This is a genomic window from Mycobacterium angelicum (genome assembly GCF_002086155.1).
Classification (GTDB): Bacteria; Actinomycetota; Actinomycetes; order Mycobacteriales; family Mycobacteriaceae; genus Mycobacterium; species Mycobacterium angelicum.
Window position 1 is genome coordinate 83599 of the sequence record NZ_MVHE01000010.1, and the last position, 19136, is coordinate 102734.

A 19136-nucleotide genomic window follows, 5' to 3' on the forward strand; every position below is an offset into this window, starting at 1 on the left:
TCTATGTTCCTTCCTGCTTTTGAGTGCCCAGCGGGCTAAATCTTGGAGACCTGGCTGAAGGTCAGTTCCACCGGAGTTTCGCGGCCGAAGATGGAGACCAGCACCTTGAGCTTCTGCTGCTCGCCGTTGACCTCGTTGATCGTGGCCGGCAATGTGGCAAACGGTCCGTCCATGACCGTTACCGATTCGCCGACCTCGTAGTCGACCTCGACAACCGGACGTTCCAGACCACCCGTCTCGGCGGCCGCAGCGGTGGCGGCCGTCCCCTTGGCGGCCTTCTTCGTCGCGCCCGGCGGAAGCAGGAACTTCACCACGTCATCGAGCGAGAGCGCCGACGGGCGCGAGGTCGCACCGACGAACCCGGTCACGCCGGGCGTATTGCGCACCGCGGCCCATGAGTCGTCCGTCAGATCCATCCGCACCAGGATGTAGCCCGGCAGCACCTTGCGGTTGACCTGCTTACGCTGGCCGTTCTTGATCTCGGTGACCTCTTCGGTGGGTACCTCCACCTGGAAGATGTAGTCGCCGACATCCAGGTTCTGCACCCTGGTCTCGAGGTTGGCTTTCACCTTGTTCTCGTAGCCCGCGTAGGAGTGGATGACATACCAGTCGCCCGGCTTGCTGCGCAGCTCTGCCTTGAGCGCCGCGGCGGGGTCGACCTCTTCGGCCGGGGCCGCTGCCTCCGGGGCGGGACTCGCCTCTTGCAAGTCGACCGCCTCACCCGCGGACGTGTCACCGTCGAAGGTAGTCACGGTTTTCAGTCCTCTCTGTAACTCTCGAACCTCAGCCGAACACCAGCAGCACGAGCTTGCTCAGGCCCAGGTCGGTGCCGCCGACCAGCGCCACCATGAAGGCCAGGAACACCAGCACCACCGAGGTGTAGGTGAGCATTTGCTTGCGGGACGGCCAGATCACCTTCCGCATTTCGCTTACGACCTGCTTGAGGTAGTTGTAGACGAATGCGATCGGGTTGACGCTGCGGGTGCCGGGCTTGCCGGCCTTCTTCGACTTGGCGGCTGCCTTGTCCTTGGCCGTTTTCGAGGTGTCCTTCTTGGCCGAGTCTTTCTTGGCGACCTCGGCTTTTGCCGACGATTCGTCGGTCGACGACTCATCGTCGTCGGCGCTCAGTGCACGTTGCCGGGAACGCTTGCCGGACGGCCGTTGCGGCCGCGCCGCCTTGGTCACCAGGGCGGTGCGACCACCGCTGTTGCGGTCGTCCTGCGTGTCGCCGCCGCCGGCGGCAGCGTCGTCGGCAGCGTCGCCCTCGTCGCTCACCGCATGCTCCTTTGTTCGCTAGCTATCCCGCGAGCCGTCCCGCTGTGATGGGGAACACTCCCAGTGTCCTCCATGGCACGATACCGTTGCGCCTTACAGCAGGGGCGACAGGACTTGAACCTGCAACCTGCGGTTTTGGAGACCGCTGCTCTGCCAGTTGAGCTACGCCCCTTCGCGGTTGGCAGGCCAACCCTCTCGTGTCGCGGCTTACACAACACACGCGCTCCCCGTTCGGTGATCGCGAACCCGGAAAGCGCGCTGATGTTGGGAAACCCCGAGGCCCGAGTGTACATGGGCGCACGAGCCAGATACTAATTACGCGGTTCGGACGACCTGGCCGGTTTCCTTGTCCCACTTGAGCTGGATGGAGTTGTCCCCCTCGTGGCCCATCAAGGTGGTGTAGGCCTCCAAAATCACGTCGCCATCGGCATTGGTGCAGGTGTTCTTGGTGACGACGATGTCGGCGCCGAAACGCTCGTCCACCGAATGAACGTCCATTCGGGCGAAGAGTTTGTCACCGACGCTCACCGGTTTGAAATAGACGAACTTCTGGTCGACCTGGACGATCTGCATCGTTTCGAATCCCACGTCGACATTGCGGAAGAAATCGTCCTGGACGAGTTTGGCGAAGATCGACACAAAGGTCAGCGGGGCGATGATGTTGTCGTAGCCGAGTTCGGCCGCGGCCTGTTCGTCGAAATTGGCGGGATCCTTGCACTTCGTGGCGCGAGCGAATGCGCGAACCTGTTCCCGGCCCACCTCGAAGTAATCGGGGTAGGTCCACGTCATCCCGCGGATATCGGTTTTGAGGGCCATCCGCTAGGCCAGCTTCGCCGACGCGATGGCCCGGCCGAAGATCTTCTTGCCGCCCGTGGTGGCCGTGAGGGCGATCGTCACCGATTTGCTGTCCGGATCGACCGACTTGACCCGGCCGTTGAACACGAGCTCGGCGCCCTTGCCGTCGTTGGGCACCGGTACCACCGCGGTGAACCGCACGTTGTATTCGGTGACCGCACCGGGGTCACCAACCCACGAAGTGACATAGCCGCCGCCGATACCCATGGTCAGCATCCCGTGCGCGATCGCGGTGTCCAGCCCGACAACCTTGGCGATCTCGTCGTCCCAGTGGATCGGGTTCAAGTCACCCGACACCCCGGCGTAGTTGACCAGATCCTGGCGAGTCAGTGGGTAGGTCCGCTCCGGAAGCTGGTCACCCACCTGCACTGAGCTGAACTCACGCAGAGCCATCAGAAAATCCCTCTTCTCCGTCGTCGCCGGCGCGGCCCGCCAGGGTCGTGTAACTCTCCTGCACAAGCTCACCGGCTTGGTTGGTGATGATGTTCTTGGTCACGATGATCTCGGTGCCGTGGGCCGCACGCACCGAATCCACGTACACGTCGCAGTAAAGCTTGTCACCGGCGACGATGGGCCTCGTGAATTTCAGCGTCTGGTCAACCTGGACGATCTGCGCGTCCTGGACCGCGATATTGGCGTTCTGAAAGAACGCCAATTGCGCCTTGTAGCCAAACACGCTGATGAATGTCAGCGGTGCTGCCACGGCGTGGTAGCCCAATTCGGCGGACGCGTCCTCCGTGAAGAAAATAGGGTCATCGTTTTGCACAGCTACCGCGTACTCGCGGATTTTCTCGCGTTCTACCTCGTAATGGTCCGGGTACCGGTAGTGCATCCCGACGATTCTTTCGGTCAACGCCACGGTTCTAGACCTACCTCGTTTCGCGATGCGCCTGGTGCTTGCCGCAATTGCGGCAGAATTTCTTCAGTTCCAGCCGGTCGGGGTCGTTGCGGCGGTTCTTCTTGGTGATGTAGTTACGGTGCTTGCACACCTCGCATGCCAAAGTGATCTTCGGCCGCACGTCGGTACTGGAAGCCATGCCCGTCTCTCTATACGTCTCGTTGTTGTGTTGTAGCGATGGCCGGACTCGAACCGGCGACCTAACGATTATGAGTCGTTCGCTCTAACCGACTGAGCTACATCGCCTCTGGCCCACCCCTTGCGGAGCGGGGCCGTCCGCCTGCTCGGCGTCCGCCCGAGCCCCCTAACGGAATCGAACCGTTGACCTTTTCCTTACCATGGAAACGCTCTACCGACTGAGCTAAGGGGGCCGTTCACCCGTAGCGACCAGTCGTGCAGGTGCGCTCTTAAGGGCCTAAAAGAGGTTACAGCGTGCCCGGCAGCGTCACAAAACCACTCGCGTTACTGAGTGTGGTCGTGTCATCCGGTGTCGCTGCTGCTGCGCCGGGGCAGCCAGGCACTGGGATCGCTGAACTCGTCGTACTCTTCCTCTTCCGACCCATTTTCGGCGCCATCGACCTCGTCGAGGAGCGCCTTGAGAGCAAGGTGGACCGCCTCGCGTGCGTCAGCCAGGTGGTACCGACGAATGACCGCTTGAAGCAGGTCATTGTCGACGAGGATCTCGACCCTCTTGAGCATGGGCCAACAATACCGAGCACCCAAAAAAGGCGCGAACGTTACGCGAGGTTTCCTTCGGTGCCCGCACCGCGCGCTGGATCGTGAGGCCCGATTGGACCGACTGTGGCCGCGCCATACTCTGGTGACGTGTCAGATTCGGACCGGCTGTACTTCCGCCAACTGCTTTCCGGCCGCGATTTCGCCGCCAACGACATGATCGCGGCGCAAATGCGCAATTTCGCCTACCTGATCGGTGACCGCCAAACCGGGGACGCCGTGGTGGTAGACCCGGCCTATGCCGCCGGAGACCTCGTGGACGCACTTGAGGCCGACGGCATGCACCTGTCCGGAGTCCTGGTGACCCACCATCACCCCGACCACGTCGGCGGGTCGATGATGGGTTTCGAACTCAAGGGGCTGACCGAGTTACTGGAACGGAAAACCGTCCCCGTACACGTGAATGTCCATGAGGCCCTGTGGGTTTCGCGGATCACCGGCATCCCCATCGGGGACCTGACCACCCACGAGCACCGCGACACGGTCAGCATCGGCGATATCGAGATAGAGCTGCTGCACACACCGGGCCACACTCCGGGCAGTCAGTGCTTTCTGCTCGACGGCCGGCTGGTGGCCGGTGACACGCTGTTCCTGGAAGGTTGCGGACGCACGGATTTTCCCGGTGGCGATTCCGACGAGATCTACCGGAGCCTGCAGCAGCTGGCCGCGCTGCCCGGTGATCCGACGGTGTTTCCGGGGCACTGGTATTCGGCCGAACCCAGCGCTGCTCTTTCTGCGGTGAAACGTTCCAATTACGTGTATCGAGCCACCAATCTCGATCAGTGGCGAATGCTGATGGGCGGCTGAGGGGCTAAGTTCGGGTCCGAGGTCATTCGCAACCACTGTGGTATAAGCGGAGGGTGGATTCGATGGGGTGGGTCCAAGGCAGCTGGAATGGGGTCACCGGCGTCGAGTCCAGCACTTGGCTAGCGTGGGCGGCATGGGCGGCAATCGCACTGGGCGTCGTTGCGCTCGTCGTCACTAATCGGCAGATCCAGCGCAACCGGCAACTGGCCGCAGAACAGGTCCGTCCGTACGTGGCCATGCTGATGGAGCCACATGTCGCCGATTGGCATGTGATCGAGCTGGTCGTCCGCAATTTCGGCCGCACCGCGGCCTACGACGTCCGGTTCTCCTTCCCTAATCCTCCGACGGTGGCCGAATACGAGAATGCGTCCGAGGGCTACGCCGACGTCGTCGAACTGCAGCTGCCCCGCGAGCTGCCGACACTGGCGCCCGGCCAGGAATGGCGCATGGTGTGGGACTCGGCACTCGATCGCGCCGAAATCGGACGTAGCGTGGAATCCCGCTTCGAGGGGACGGTGACCTACTTCGACCGGCCCGCGCAGCCCCGGGGCTGGCGGTTCTGGCAGCGGGACCGGCGTCCGCTGGAAACCAAAGTGGTGCTGGACTGGGACGCCCTGCCGCCGGTTCAGCGGATCGAGCTGATGACCACACACGACCTGGCGAAACGCGAGAAGCAGAAGCTGGAGCTGCTGCGCAGCCTGCTGACCTACTTCCACTACGCCAGCAAGGAAACACGCCCCGACGTGTTTCGCGCCGAGATCGACCGAATCAACCGCGCCGTGACCGAAACACAGGACAGATGGCGCACCCGGCAGCTCGACGAGCCCACCGACGTCAGCCTGCGCTGGGGTGACGGCGAAGCCGACCTAGGCAAACATCGCAGCCAGCGCGTCTGACTATCGAAGGGAAATATGCAATGAGCGGTCCGGTCACGTATACCCGCGACGAGCACATCGCGGTCATCCGGATGGACGACGGCAAGGTGAACGCGCTGGGGCCGACCATGCAGCAGGCACTCAACGAGGCGATCGACAACGCCGACCGCGACAATGTCGGGGCGCTCGTGATCACCGGTAACCATCGGGTGTTCAGCGGCGGCTTCGACCTGAAGATCCTGACCTCCGGCGAGGCGCAGCCCGCGATCGACATGCTGCGCGGCGGCTTCGAGCTGTCCTACCGCCTGCTGTCCTACCCCAAGCCGGTGGTGATCGCCTGCACCGGGCCCGCCATCGCGATGGGAGCGTTTCTGCTGTGCTCCGGTGACCACCGAATTGCGGCCCACGCGTACAACATTCAGGCCAACGAGGTCGCGATCGGCATGACCATTCCGTGGGCGGCAATGGAGATCTTGAAGCTGCGGCTGACCCAGTCGGCCTATCAGCAGGCAGCCGGGTTAGCCAAGACGTTCTTCGGCGAAACCGCCATCGCGGCAGGCTTTGTCGACGAGATTGCGCTGCCCGAGGTACTGGTCAGCCGGGCCGAAGAGGCCGCGCACGAATTCGCCAACCTCCATCAACAGGCCCATGCCGCGACAAAGTTGCGTGCCCGCGCCGACGCGCTCAAGGCGATTCGCGCCGGTATCGACGGGATAGAGGCCGAGTTCGGCCTGTAAACGTTTTGCCCGGCGGGCCCCGGGTACGTAACTCACATGGTGGCGATAGATCGCATCGCCGACCCGTGGGGCGTCCGGACCGCGTACGGCCCCGGCGAGATGTGGCCAGAACGGGTCGACATGTATTTGGCCGAAGGTGTTCGGGCCGAGGCCGTGGACCGGTGGGTTCAGTCGGCGGCGGTACTGCATTCCAACGGCGACGGGTTGGACATCGCGGTCAAAGACGACCGCATCGTCGGGATTCGCGGGCGCAGCGTCGACCGGGTCAACCGGGGTCGCCTCGACCCCAAGGACATGTTCGGCTGGCAGGCCAACGCCGCCAAGGACCGACTCACCTCGCCGCTGGTTCGGGTGCGCGGCGAATTGCGGCCGTGCGACTGGGACACCGCCATGGAGCGCATCGTCGCGCACAGCAAGCAATTGCTGGACAGCCACGGCCCCGGCTCGATCGGCTTCTACACCTCGGGGCAGCTGTTCCTCGAGGAGTACTACACCCAGGCCGTCATTGCGCACGGCGCGATCGGGACCAATCACGTCGACGGCAACACCCGGCTGTGCACGGCCACCGCGGCTGAGGCGCTGAAGGAAACGTTCGGCAGCGACGGGCAGCCGGGCTCCTATACCGATGTCGACCACGCCGACGTCATCGCGCTTTTCGGGCACAACGTCGCCGAGACGCAAGCGGTGTTGTGGATGCGGATGCTGGACCGGTTGGCCGGTGACCGGCCGCCGGCCATCGTGTGTGTCGACCCGCGGCTGACGCCGGTGGCCCAGCACGCGACCGTTCACCTGGCGCCACTGCCGGGGACCAACGTCGCCTTGATGAACGGGCTACTGCACGAGATCATCGCCAACGACTGGGTCGATCACGAGTATGTGGGCAAGCACACCGTCGGGTTCGACGAACTGCGCAGTCGCGTCGCGGAATTTCCGCCGGAGCGCGCGGCACAGATCTGCGATGTGAACGCCGACGACATCCGCTGTGCGGCAAGGCTTCTCGGGACCGCTAAGCGGCTGTTGTCCACGGTATTGCAGGGGTTTTACCAGTCACACCAGGCGACGGCGGCCAGTGTGCAAGTGAACAACATTCATCTGCTGCGCGGCATGCTCGGCAAGCCGGGCTGCGGGCTGTTGCAGATGAACGGGCAACCCACCGCGGAGAACACCCGCGAGTGCGGCGCGGACGGCGACTTGTCGGGCTTCCGCAACTGGGCCAATGACGACCATATTGCCGAGCTCGCAAAGCTGTGGAACCTTGAGATGCAACAGATTCCACACTACGCACCGCCGACGCATGCCATGCAGATGTTCCGCTTCGCCGAAGAGGGAAGCCTGAAGATGTTGTGGGTCACCGCAACCAACCCGGCGGTGTCACTGCCGGAGCTGTCCCGGATCCGCGACATCCTCGCCCAGCCCCGGCTGTTCCTCGTCGTCCAGGACATCTTCCTGACCGAGACCGCGGAACTGGCGGATGTGGTGTTGCCGGCGGCCGCATGGGGTGAGAAGACGGGCACTTTCACCAACGCCGACCGGACCGTGCATCTGTCCGAAAAGGCAGTGGCGCCACCGGGTTCGGCGCGGTCCGACCTCGACATCTTCCTCGACTATGCGCGGCGCATGGACTTCCGCGACAAGGACGGCCGGCCGCTGCCACCGTGGACCGATCCCGAGTCGGCGTTCAAGGCATGGCAGAAATGCAGCGCCGGCCGGCCGTGTGACTACACCGGCCTGAGCTATGCGAAACTGCGTGGCAGTGGAATCCAATGGCCTTGCAACGCAGAGCATCCCGACGGAACCGAGCGGCTCTACGCGGACGGGAAGTTCTGGTCGGCCCCCGACTACTGCGAGGCGTACGGCAAGGACCTGATCACCGGCGCACCGCTGGAGCCCACCGAGTACCGCGCAATGAATCCGTACGGCAAGGCGATCATCAAGGCCGCCGAGTACGTCCCGCCACACGAGCAGCCGTCCAGCGACTATCCGTTCGCGTTGATCACCGGCCGTACCGTGTATCACTTTCACACCCGGACCAAAACCGCTCGGGCGCCCCAACTTCAGAACGCCGCTCCGGAAGTGTGGGTGGAGATGTCGAAGAGCGATGCCCGCCGGCTCGGGATAGCCGAAGGTGATCTTGTCAGCGTGAGCACACCGCGGGGCAGCATCACCTGCGCCGTGCGCATCAACGGCATCCGCGACGGCGTGCTGTTCGTGCCGTTCCACTATGGCTATTGGGACACCGGGTATGACGATGGTCATCACCGGGCCGGCAACGAGTTGACCCTTACCGATTGGGATCCGGTGTCCAAGCAGCCGATCTTCAAGACGGCCGCCGCGCGCGTGCGGGCGGAGGGCCCGCGATGAAGCTCAAATTGGCGATCCGCGAACTGCATCGCTCCGAACGCAAACTGGCCCACCGGCTCAACGTGATCGCCGCACGGCATCACAGCGACCAGGACATCTGTCACATCGCACACGACCTGGCGCAGTGGTCACAGCACCACCTGTCCGAACTGGCCAGCCACGGCAGCAACTACGGGCTCCGGCTGTCGGAGAATCCGCGTACGGGGGCCACGGCCAGGATTGTGTGGTCGCGAACGAGTGGGCTGTTGCGCAACCGCCCGGAACCGGCGCTGCTGTTGCTCGCCGATTTGCGCCGGACACACCGGCTGGCCGCGGGCGTGTCGCTGGATTGGGAGCTGCTGGGGCAGGCCGCGCAGGCCGCCAAGGACCAGGAGCTCGTCGCGCTGACGTCCCGGTGTCATCCCGAAACGCTGCGCCAGATGCGCTGGGCCAACGCGATGCTCAAGGAACTTTCGCCGCAGGTGTTGACGAGTTAGCGCTGCGCCGCTAGTGGTACTGGCGGAACCGTTCGAGGTATTCGACCCAGTTCCAGGTCGAGAGAAACTCCTGTCCCGCCTGGTAGCCCTGGTGGTAGAGCGCTTCGGCGTCTTTGCGGGAAATGCCGAAATCGAGGAAGTTGACCGCGGTTGAGTCGACCCGGATCGCGCGGGCGCTGACCCAAGGCTGGTTCAGATGAGTCTGGTCACGCCCGACGAACATGGTGGTGATCAGCTGTTCAAGCAGCACCGAGGGCGGGCCCAGCAGACGCAGCGCACCCACCCCGGGGATCAGCTGGTCGTTGCCTTCGGGCAGGTTCGGCAGCACGGTGACGCCGAAAGTCGGCCAGCGCGGCGGTTTTCCGTCGGGCCGGTCGAACGAGTCGATCGGGAAATTCGACAGCACTCCACCGTCGACCAGGGTGGAGGTGAGTCCGGTGGCACTGGTCAGCGTGACCGGCCGGAAGTAGAACGGAATCGACATCGAAGCGCGAACCGCGTCGGCAACCGATTGCTCGTCGGGATCCAGTCCGTAGACGCGCTGATAGTCCCAGGGCAGCCGGACCAGCTGGCCGGTGGTGATGTCGGTGACGGTGACCGCCAAACGGTAGCGACGCTCCGCGCGAATCTGCTTGTCGGTAAGGGCGAGGTCGCCGAAGGTGCTCACGCCGAGGTTCTTCAGTTCGCTGCGGACCCATTCGTGCGCGAAGTCGCCGCGGTAGATTCCGTTGTCACGCAACAGTCCCCAGGTCTGGCCCAGGACCGGCAGCCGGCCGATGGGGCCGGCGTCGCGAAACTTCTCGTACGGCAACGTGAGTGCGATTTCTTTGATGTCCGCGGTGGTCAGCTGATCGCCGTTGGAGGCGGCCGCCAGGATCGATCCGACCAGGGAACCGGCCGAGACGCCCGACACCCGCTTGACCGCGTATCCGGCGTCCAGGACGGCGACGACGGCACCGACCAGGCCAACACCTTTGACGCCCCCACCCGAGAGGACAAAGTCCACTGGCTTGGGCCGCGGGGAACGCTGATCTGCCATGGACCGCCCTCTCAGCTGTCCGCCGAAACCCATTGGTAGGGAAGGAACTTTCCGTCGAATGTAACCACCACACGGTCACCGGATTCGTGCGCCTTCTTCTGCATGTCGACGCTGAAGTTGATGGCACTCATGATGCCGTCGCCGAACTTTTCATGAATCAGCTCCTTGATCGCGCCGCCGTAGACCTGAAGCGCTTCGTAGAAGCGGTAGATCGTGGGGTCGGTGGGGATTGCGCTGGGCAGGCCGGCGCGCATCGGTGACGCCGCCAGTACCGGCACCGCGGAATCGTCGAGACCCAGCATCTCGACCAGGATCTTGCCGAGCTCGGCGGGTATCGGATGCTGACCGAGCAGCGCCGAAGTGGTCCACATGACCGGCTTGTCGATGGCGTCGGTCAGTTGCTGCCAGCTCAGGCCCTTGGTCAGCCGGGCCACGACGATCTGTTCGGTGATCTCGTTTCTGTTCATTGCCCCAGCATGCCCGTTTACGGCCGATTTTCAGACCCATACAGACCCCATAAGACACACTGCAAACGGGATATGCCGTTTACAGGTCACCGATCACCGCGGTTTCGTGGCGTTGACCAGCCGCGTGCAAAACGAAGGTCCGCCGCACCACATGCGCCATCCGAGGGACGAAGGCCACCGGCACCTGACACCTGTTCGGACCCGTAATGGCGGACATTGCGCCGAGCGCAGATCGCGTCCCACGTCTCCATCGCACCCCTCCCTCGTCTTGACCATCGTGCCACCGCTGTCGGTGGGGCGGTCTATGGTGGCGCCCGATGGCGCTTCATCTCCACCGTGCCGAGCGCACCGATCTACTTGCCGATGGGCTCGGCGCGCTGCTGGCCGAACCGCAGGCCGACCCGTTCGCCGAGGAACTCGTGCTAGTGCCGGCGCGCGGGGTCGAACGCTGGCTAAGTCAGCGGCTTTCGCACGTCTTGGGCGCGGCACATGGCAGTGGCCTTGGTGACGGCGTATGCGCGGGCGTGACGTTCCGCAGTCCCGCGTCGCTTATCGCCGAGATCACCGGCACCGTCGAGGAAGACCCGTGGTCGCCGGAAGCGATGACGTGGCCGCTGCTGGAAGTGATCGACGCCGGCCTGAACGAGCCGTGGTGCCACACACTGGCAAAACACTTGGGACACTTCGACACTGGGGCTGAGGCGCGGCTACGCAGCGGCCGTCGCTACGCGGTGGCCCGCCGGCTTGCCGGCCTGTTCGCCTCCTATGCCCGGCAACGGCCCCGGCTGCTGGCCGACTGGCTGGACGGCGATGTGGGCGACGGCCTCGATGGCGACTTGGCCTGGCAGGCATCGCTGTGGCGGTCGCTGGTCGCGCAGGTATCGGCCGATCCGCCGCACGTCCGCCACGCCAACACCGTGGCCCGGCTGCACGCCTCCCCCGCCGATCTGCCCTCCCGACTGTCGCTGTTCGGCCACACCCGGCTGCCGGTCACCGACATCGAGTTGCTCGACGCGCTGGCCACCCACCACGATCTGCACCTGTGGTTGCCGCACCCCAGCGACGAAGTGTGGCGGGCGCTCAGCGGCCTGCACGGCGCGGTTCCGCGACGCATGGACACCAGCCGGCAAGCCGCCCGGCATCCGCTGCTCGAGACGCTGGGCCGCGACCTGCGCGAGCTGCAACGAGCGCTGCCCGGCTCCCCCGCCACTGACGAATTCATCGGCGGCACAACCAAACCCGAAACCCTGCTCGGCTGGCTGCAGTCCGACATCGCCGCCAATGCAGTCCGTCCCGACGGACGGGTACTGGCCGTCGGCGACAGGACGGTGCAGGTGCATGCCTGTCACGGACCGGCCCGGCAGATCGATGTGCTGCGCGAAGTACTGCTCGGTCTGCTCGAGGACGACCCGACGTTGCACCCTCGCGACATCGTGGTGATGTGTCCCGACATCGAAACCTATGCGCCGCTGATCGTCGCCGGCTTCGGGCTCGGCGAGGTCAGCGGCGACAGCCACCCCGCGCACCGATTGCGGGTCAAGCTCGCCGACCGGGCGCTCATCCAGACCAACCCGCTGCTCGGCGTCGCCGCGGAACTGCTCGCCATCGCCGGCACCCGCGCCACCGCCAGCCAGGTGCTCAACCTCGCCCAGGCCCCGCCGGTGCGGGCCCGCTTCGGGTTCACCGACGACGACCTGGACGCGATCACCGACTGGGTGCGCCAGTCGAACGTTCGGTGGGGTTTCGACTCGCGCCATCGCCTGCCCTACGGGCTGGACCATTTCGTGCACAACACCTGGCGTTTCGGCCTCGACCGCATCCTGACCGGGGTGGCGATGTCCGACGATTCGCGGGCCTGGCTGGACACCGCACTGCCGCTCGACGACGTCGGCAGCAATCGGGTGCAATTGGCCGGCCGGCTGGCCGAATACGTCGAGCGGCTGCGGCTGGTCACCGAAAACCTCAGCGGCACCAGGCCATTGACCGAATGGCTCGATGCCCTGGCCGCGGGCGTGAGCCTGCTGGCCCGCACCGATGAGGATTGGCCGCGCGCCCAGTTGCAGCGCGAGTTCGCCGCCGTCGTCGCCCAGGCCGGCCCCCGCGCGTCAGCACGACTACGCCTGTCCGATGTGTCGGCATTGCTGGACGGCCACCTCGCCGGGCGCCCAACCCGCGCCAACTTCCGCACCGGAACGCTGACGGTCTGCACGATGGTGCCGATGCGCTCGGTCCCGCACCGGGTGGTGTGCCTGGTCGGGCTGGATGACGGGCGTTTCCCGCGGCACGGTATCCCCGACGGTGACGACGTGCTGGCGCTGGAACCGATGACCGGTGAGCGTGACATCCGCGCCGAGGACCGCCAATTGCTGCTCGACGCCATCGGTGCTGCCACCGAGACGCTGGTGATCACCTATACCGGCGCCGACGAGCACAGCGGTCAGCCGCGGCCGCCGTCGGTCCCGCTGGCCGAGTTGCTCGACGCGCTGGACGGCACAACTGAGGCGCCGGCTCGCGAGCACGTCGTCACCCGCCACCCACTGCAGCCGTTCGACCGCAAGAACGTCGCACCCGGTGCTCTGCTGCCCGGCCAGCCGTTCACCTTCGACCCCGCCGCGTTGGCCGCCGCCGAATCGGTGAGCGGGCTGCGTTGCACCCCAAAGGCTTTCATCACCGATCTGCTGCCGGCGGAACCGCCGCAAGACGTGACCCTGGCCGATCTGCTCGACTTCTTCAAGGACCCGGTCAAGGGGTTCTTCCGGGCGCTCGACTACACCTTGCCCTGGGACGTCGACACCGTCGAGGACGCGATGCCCGTCGAGATCGATGCCCTCGAGGCGTGGACCGTCGGCGACCGGATGCTGCGCGACATGCTGGCCGGCATGCATCCCGATACCGCCGCCCATGCCGAGTGGCGTCGTGGCACGCTGCCACCCGGACGTCTCGGCATGCGCAAGGCAACCGAAATCCGCGACCTGGCACGCGATCTCGCGCTGGTCGCGCTGCGGCATCGCGTGGGCGACGGCGACGCGTACGACATCGACGTGGACCTCGGCAGCGGGCGCCGGCTCACCGGAACGGTCGCGCCGGTGTTCGGCGCGCACACGGTGGCGGTGACCTACTCGAAACTGGCGCCCAAGCATGTGCTGGCCGCCTGGATCGCGTTGGTCGCCTTGGCGGCGCAGTCGCCGGGCCAGCAGTGGACCGCACTGTGTATCGGGCGCGGCAAGAGCCGAAACCGCATCGCCCAGCGACTGTTCGCGCCGCCGCCGGATCCGCCGGCCGTGCTACAAGACCTGGTTTCGTTGTACGACGCGGGCCGTCGCGAGCCGCTACCGCTGCCGCTGAAGACGTCCTGCGCCTGGGCACAGGCGCGCCGCGACGACGAGGACCCGTACGCGGCCGCACTGCAAACTTGGCAGTCCAACAACTACCGCCCCGGTGACGACAGCGAACCCGCACATGTGCGGGTCTGGGGCGAGCGGCCCGCCCTCGATGCGCTGCTGGGCCCACCGCGGGCCGGCGAAGAAATCCCGGGCGAAAACACCCGGCTGGGCGCGCTGGCGATGCGGTTGTGGCGACCGGTGCTGCGCTCGGAACGGGAGCCCGGCTGATGGAACGCTTCGATCTCCAGGGTGCGCTGCCCGCAATCGGTTCCACCACAGTGCTGGAAGCCAGTGCCGGCACCGGCAAGACATTCGCGCTGGCCGGACTGGTGACCCGCTATCTCGCCGAAACCGACGTCACCCTCGACGAGATGCTGCTCATCACTTTCAACCGCGCAGCCAGCCGCGAACTTCGGGAACGTGTTCGCGACCAAATCGTGGCGACGGTGGCTGCCCTCGATGGTCGACTGCCGCCGGCCAGCGATCTGGTGGAGCATCTGGTGTGCGGCAGCGGCCCCGAACTTGCCGCGAGGCGTGTCCGGCTGCGCGACGCGCTGGCGAATTTCGATGCGGCTACCATTGCCACCACCCACGAGTTCTGCGGTTCGGTGCTGAAATCACTTGGTGTGGCCGGCGATACGGACACCGGCCTGACCCTGGTCGAGGACCTCGACGACCTGGTCACCGAGATCGTCGACGACCGCTACCTGGCACACTTCGGTCGCAGCGAAGACGATCCGGTGCTGTCCTACGCTCAAGCCCTCAGCCTGGCCCGCGAGGTCGTGAACGACCCGTGCGCGCAGCTGCGCCCGCTTGACCCGGAACCCGACAGCGAAGCCGCGGTCCGGTTGCGCTTTGCCACCGAAGTGGTCGACGAGCTGGAACAGCGCAAGCGCCGGTTGCGCATCCTGGGCTACGACGACCTGCTCACCCGGTTGGCCAAAGCCCTCGAGGCAGAGGATTCTCCGGCGCGCGAGCGGATGCGCAGACGCTGGCGGATCGTATTGGTCGACGAATTTCAGGACACTGACCCCATTCAGTGGCGGGTACTCGAATGCGCGTTCCACGGTCATTCGGCGCTGATCCTGATCGGCGACCCGAAGCAGGCCATCTACGGCTTTCGCGGCGGAGATATCCACACCTATCTCAAGGCCGCCCGGTCCGCCGATGCTCGCTACACACTGGGCGTCAACTGGCGCAGCGACAAGGTACTTGTCCAGAGCCTGCAGTCCGTGTTGCGCGGTGCCACCCTGGGCCATCCCGAGATCGTCGTTCACGACATCGACGCCCGACACGGCGGGCACCGCCTGGCCGGCGCGCCACATGGACAGCCGTTTCGGCTGCGTATCGTCACGCGGCCGGCGGTCGGCTATGAGGGCACCGCCAATGTTCCGATCGAGGTACTGCGCCGCCACATTCCCACCGACCTGGCCGCCGATATCGCGGCGCTGTTGGCCAGCGGCGCGACATTTGACGGGCAGCCGGTTGCGGCCGGGCACATCGCGGTGATCGTCGAGCACCACCGAGACGCGCGGGCCTGTCGGGATGCCCTGGCCGCAGCGGGGATACCGGCGATCTACACCGGTGACACCGATGTGTTCGCATCGCAGGCGGCCAAGGACTGGCTGTGTGTGCTGGAGGCGTTCGATGCGCCGCAGCGCAGCGGACTGGTCCGCGCGGCGGCCTGCACCATGTTCTTCGGTGAGACGGCTGAAACCCTTGCCGCTCAGGGCAATGCGCTTACCGACCGCGTTGCCGGCACACTGCGCCAATGGACCGATCAGGCGCGTCAGCGCGGTGTCGCGGCGGTGTTCGAAGCGGCCCAGCTGGCCGGCATGGGGCGCCGCGTGTTGGCGCAACGCGGCGGCGAGCGTCATATGACCGACCTGGCGCATATCGCCCAGCTGCTGCACGAGATCGCGCATCAGCAGCGGTATGGCCTTCCGGCACTGCGTGATTGGCTGCGCAAGCAGTGCGACGGCCGCAGCGGTGCAATAGAGCACAATCGCCGGCTGGACAGCGACGCCGCTGCCGTGCAGATCATGACGGTGTTCGTGGCCAAGGGTCTGCAATTCCCCATCGTGTACTTGCCGTTCATGTTCAATCGGCACGTGCGCAGCGACGACATCCTGCTCTACCACGACGAGACGGACACCCGCTGTCTGTATATCGGCGGCTCACGACGCAGTCCGGCCCGCCGGGAGGTCGAGGAGCTCAATCGCGTCGAGGCGGCGCGCGACAACATCCGGCTGACCTACGTCGCGCTAACCCGGGCCCAGTCACAGCTGGTGGCGTGGTGGGCACCGACCAAAGACGAAGTCAACGGCGGCTTGTCGCGACTGTTGCGTGGTCGCGGCATCGGCGATTCGCAGGTACCTGACAGCTGCAACCCGCGCGTCAGCGATGAGGATGCCGGCGCGGTGTTCGCGCAGTGGGAAGCAGCGGGCGGGCCGTCGGTAGAAGTGTCGGAGATTGTGCCCTCAGCTGCGCCCGATACCGTCGCGCCGGCAACAGGGTTGGCGGTGCGGCACTTTCACCGGACGATCGACACCGCTTGGCGGCGCACGTCGTATTCGGCGTTGGTGCGCGACGCCCAGGCCGTCGACGTGGTCAGCGAACCGGAGGTCGAAGTCCGCGACGACGAGGTGGACGCCACGGTGGTGACCGCGCCGCGCGCGGGTGCCGACGTCGTCTCGCCGCTGGCGGACATGACGTCGGGCGCGACATTCGGCTCGCTGGTGCATGCGGTGCTGGAAACCGCGGATCCGCACGCTCCCGATCTGGCCGGCGAACTCTCGGAGCAGGTACGGCGACATATCGGGTGGTGGCCTATCGATACCGGCGCGCCCGACCCGGGCCCCGTGCTCGGTGCCGCGCTGGTACCGATGCAGGACACTTCGCTGGGGCCGCTGGCCGCAGGGATGACCTTGCGGCAGATCGGGGCGCGAGACCGGTTGCGGGAGTTGGATTTCGAGATGCCTTTAGCCGGTGGTGATCTGCGGGCCCAGCTTCCCGACGTTTCACTGTCCGACGTTGGTTCGCTGCTGCGGTTGCATCTGCCGGCCGATGACCCGCTGTTCTCCTATGCCGATCGGCTGAGTTCGGCCGCACTGGGCCGCCAATCGCTGCGAGGCTACCTGGCAGGCTCCATCGACGTCGTGTTGCGGCTGCCCGGCCAGCACTATCTGGTGGTGGACTACAAGACCAACAACCTGGGTCCTACTGCCGCGGATTACAGTTTTCCGCGGCTGGTCGAGGCGATGCTGCATTCGGATTATCCGCTGCAGGCATTGCTGTATACGGTTGTGCTGCACCGTTTTCTGCGCTGGCGCCAGCCCGGTTATGAGCCGGCGCGCCATGTCGGTGGGGTGCTGTATCTCTTTGTGCGGGGTATGTGCGGTGCCCAGACGCCGGTCACCGACGGGCATCCGGCTGGTGTGTTCAGCTGGCTTCCGCCGGCGGAACTGGTGGTGGCCGTATCGGATCTGCTAGACGCGGGGGCGCCATGACGGTTACCGAGGTCGAAGTGGCCGTCGCGGCCACCGGCTTGTTGCAGCTTTTCAACCAGGCCGAGGTGCTGGATCTGGCGGATGTTCATGTAGCGCAGCGGCTTTGCGCATTGGGCCGGGAGACCGATGAGCGGGTGGCGCTGGCATTAGCGTTGGCCGTGCGCGCATTGCGGGCCGGCTCGGTGTGCGTTGATCTGTCGACGGTCGCCGAGGCGGGCGCCGAACTGCCGTGGCCTTCGTTCGGGCCGTGGCTCTCGGCGGTGCGGGCGAGCCAACTGTGCGGCACCCCACCGGTGTTGCACCTGTACGACGACCGGCTGCTGTACCTCGACCGGTACTGGCGCGAGGAAAAGCAGGTGTGCGACGACCTGCTGGCGTTGCTGTCCTGCAGACCAACCACTCAAATGCCCGCCTCTGAGCGACTCTTCCCGCCCGGCTACGAGGAACAGCGCGCAGCGGCCGAAACCGCACTCTCCCAGGGTGTTACCGTCCTCACCGGCGGCCCCGGAACCGGAAAGACCACGACCGTGGCCCGCCTCCTGGCCCTGGTCGCCGATCAGGCGGCGCTCGCCGGACGGGCGCGGCCCCGGGTCGCCCTGGCAGCGCCGACGGGTAAGGCGGCGGCGCGGCTGGCCGAGGCGGTGCAGCACGAAGTTCGCGGACTGCACGCCGCCGATCAAGCGCGACTGGGCCCGTTGCCGGCGGTAACGCTGCACCGTCTGCTGGGCCGCAAACCGGACACTTCGGCAAGGTTCCGGCACGACCGGTCAAACCGGTTGCCGCACGACGTGATTGTCGTCGACGAGACCTCGATGGTTTCCCTGACGTTGATGGCGCGGTTGTTGGAAGCGGTGCGTCCGGGAGCCCGGCTCATCCTCGTCGGCGACGCCGACCAGCTGGCGTCGGTGGAGGCGGGTGCGGTGCTGGCGGATCTGGTGGACGGCCTGTCGGCGCGCACCGACGTGCGGGTGGCGGCGCTGCGCACTTCACACCGGTTCGGGAAATCGATTGGGGCACTGGCCGAAGCGATTCGCGCGGGCGACGGAGATCAGGTGATCGCCCTGCTGCGGACGGGCGACGATCACATTGAGTTCGTCGAAGACGAGGACCCCGGTGCGCGACTGCGCGCCATTCTGCTGCCGCATGCGCTGCGGCTGCGCGAGGCGGCGCTGTTGGGTGCGGTCGAGGTCGCGCTGGCTACGTTGGACGAACATCGTCTGCTATGCGCGCACCGGCGCGGGCCGTTCGGCGTGCAGCACTGGAATCGGCAAGTGGAGAACTGGCTTGCCGAAGAGACGGGTCAGCCGCCGTGGTCGCAGTGGTATGCCGGCCGGCCACTGCTGGTGACCGCCAACGACTACGGGCTGCGGGTGTACAACGGCGACACCGGCATCGCGGTGGTCGGTCCTGAGGGGCTGCGGGCCGTCATCGCCGGGGCTACCGAGCGGCTCGACTTCGCGACCGGGCGGCTGTCCGACGTCGAGACCATGCATGCCATGACGATCCACAAGAGCCAGGGCAGCCAGGCCGATGAGGTGACGGTTCTTATGCCACAGCTCGATTCGCGGTTACTGACGCGAGAGCTGTTCTACACCGCGGTCACCCGGGCGAAGAACAAGGTACGGGTGGTCGGATCCGAGCAGCAAGTTCGGGACGCGGTTGAGCGACGAGCCCTGCGCGCGACGGGATTACGGATGCGGCTGCAGGAGTGAGGGTTAA

The 19136-nt window shown here is 65.8% G+C and carries 17 protein-coding genes and 3 tRNA genes; 8 read left to right on the forward strand and 12 right to left on the reverse strand.

Annotated elements, in window-relative coordinates; translation table 11 throughout:
- Window positions 1-35: 35 nt before the first annotated feature.
- The 10 genes from nusG to BST12_RS09670 form a co-directional block, all read right to left on the reverse strand.
- A complete protein-coding gene (gene nusG, locus BST12_RS09625; RefSeq protein WP_083112886.1) occupies window positions 36-752 on the reverse strand; it encodes a transcription termination/antitermination protein NusG in 717 nt (238 codons plus the stop codon).
- A 31-nt stretch (window positions 753-783) separates the two neighbouring features.
- A complete protein-coding gene (gene secE / locus BST12_RS09630; RefSeq protein ID WP_083112887.1) occupies window positions 784-1275 on the reverse strand; it encodes a preprotein translocase subunit SecE in 492 nt (163 codons plus the stop codon).
- 99 nt (window positions 1276-1374) lie between these two features.
- A tRNA-Trp gene (locus tag BST12_RS09635) sits at window positions 1375-1447 on the reverse strand.
- Between the two features lie 143 nt (window positions 1448-1590).
- Window positions 1591-2091 (reverse strand): (3R)-hydroxyacyl-ACP dehydratase subunit HadC, encoded by a 501-nt coding sequence (hadC, locus tag BST12_RS09640; protein ID WP_083112888.1) that lies wholly within the window; start codon window positions 2089-2091, stop codon window positions 1591-1593.
- A 3-nt stretch (window positions 2092-2094) separates the two neighbouring features.
- Window positions 2095-2523 carry a (3R)-hydroxyacyl-ACP dehydratase subunit HadB gene (hadB, locus tag BST12_RS09645; protein WP_083112889.1) on the reverse strand — a complete coding sequence of 143 codons (429 nt, stop codon included), beginning with the start codon at window positions 2521-2523 and terminating at the stop codon, window positions 2095-2097.
- Entirely contained in the window at window positions 2510-2989 is a 480-nt protein-coding gene (gene hadA / locus BST12_RS09650; protein ID WP_083112890.1) for a (3R)-hydroxyacyl-ACP dehydratase subunit HadA, read from the reverse strand. Before hadA ends, hadB begins: the two co-directional genes overlap by 14 nt.
- A gap of 10 nt (window positions 2990-2999) precedes the next feature.
- On the reverse strand, window positions 3000-3167 hold the full coding sequence (rpmG, locus tag BST12_RS09655) for a 50S ribosomal protein L33 (RefSeq protein WP_083112891.1): 168 nt from the start codon (window positions 3165-3167) through the stop codon (window positions 3000-3002).
- A 33-nt stretch (window positions 3168-3200) separates the two neighbouring features.
- Window positions 3201-3274 (reverse strand) — tRNA-Met (locus BST12_RS09660).
- A 52-nt stretch (window positions 3275-3326) separates the two neighbouring features.
- Window positions 3327-3399: transfer RNA gene (locus BST12_RS09665), tRNA-Thr, on the reverse strand.
- A 109-nt stretch (window positions 3400-3508) separates the two neighbouring features.
- Window positions 3509-3727: a type II toxin-antitoxin system VapB family antitoxin gene (locus tag BST12_RS09670; protein WP_083112892.1), complete on the reverse strand. Its 219-nt coding sequence runs from the start codon at window positions 3725-3727 to the stop codon at window positions 3509-3511.
- A 126-nt stretch (window positions 3728-3853) separates the two neighbouring features.
- On the opposite strand from BST12_RS09670, the gene BST12_RS09675 reads away from it, so the two are divergent.
- The 5 genes from BST12_RS09675 (at window position 3854) to BST12_RS09695 (ending at window position 9019) form a co-directional block, all read left to right on the forward strand.
- Entirely contained in the window at window positions 3854-4570 is a 717-nt protein-coding gene (locus BST12_RS09675; RefSeq protein WP_083112893.1) for an MBL fold metallo-hydrolase, read from the forward strand.
- A gap of 62 nt (window positions 4571-4632) precedes the next feature.
- Entirely contained in the window at window positions 4633-5466 is an 834-nt protein-coding gene (locus BST12_RS09680) for a hypothetical protein (protein ID WP_083112927.1), read from the forward strand.
- A 20-nt stretch (window positions 5467-5486) separates the two neighbouring features.
- The gene (locus BST12_RS09685) at window positions 5487-6182 is read left to right on the forward strand and encodes a crotonase/enoyl-CoA hydratase family protein (protein ID WP_083112894.1); all 696 of its coding nucleotides are present in this window, start codon (window positions 5487-5489) and stop codon (window positions 6180-6182) included.
- Window positions 6183-6221: 39 nt separating this feature from the next.
- A complete protein-coding gene (locus BST12_RS09690) occupies window positions 6222-8543 on the forward strand; it encodes a molybdopterin oxidoreductase family protein (RefSeq protein ID WP_083112928.1) in 2322 nt (773 codons plus the stop codon).
- Entirely contained in the window at window positions 8540-9019 is a 480-nt protein-coding gene (locus BST12_RS09695) for a hypothetical protein (RefSeq protein WP_083112895.1), read from the forward strand. Before BST12_RS09690 ends, BST12_RS09695 begins: the two co-directional genes overlap by 4 nt.
- Before the next feature lie 10 nt (window positions 9020-9029).
- On the opposite strand, the gene BST12_RS09700 is transcribed toward BST12_RS09695, so the two are convergent.
- Entirely contained in the window at window positions 9030-10058 is a 1029-nt protein-coding gene (locus tag BST12_RS09700; RefSeq protein ID WP_083112896.1) for a patatin-like phospholipase family protein, read from the reverse strand.
- Between the two features lie 11 nt (window positions 10059-10069).
- Window positions 10070-10525 carry a cyanase gene (cynS, locus tag BST12_RS09705; protein ID WP_083112897.1) on the reverse strand — a complete coding sequence of 152 codons (456 nt, stop codon included), beginning with the start codon at window positions 10523-10525 and terminating at the stop codon, window positions 10070-10072.
- Between the two features lie 317 nt (window positions 10526-10842).
- Here cynS and recC point away from each other — a divergent pair, with 317 nt between their 5' ends.
- From recC to recD, 3 genes are read left to right on the forward strand one after another with little or no spacing between them, the layout of a single operon-like run.
- Entirely contained in the window at window positions 10843-14136 is a 3294-nt protein-coding gene (recC, locus tag BST12_RS09710; protein WP_083112898.1) for an exodeoxyribonuclease V subunit gamma, read from the forward strand.
- A complete protein-coding gene (recB, locus tag BST12_RS09715) occupies window positions 14136-17417 on the forward strand; it encodes an exodeoxyribonuclease V subunit beta (protein ID WP_083112929.1) in 3282 nt (1093 codons plus the stop codon). The genes recC and recB overlap by 1 nt, the downstream gene beginning before the upstream one ends.
- Complete coding sequence (gene recD, locus BST12_RS09720; RefSeq protein WP_083112899.1) at window positions 17414-19129, forward strand: exodeoxyribonuclease V subunit alpha; 1716 nt, start codon at window positions 17414-17416, stop codon at window positions 19127-19129. Before recB ends, recD begins: the two co-directional genes overlap by 4 nt.
- Window positions 19130-19136: the final 7 nt, after the last annotated feature.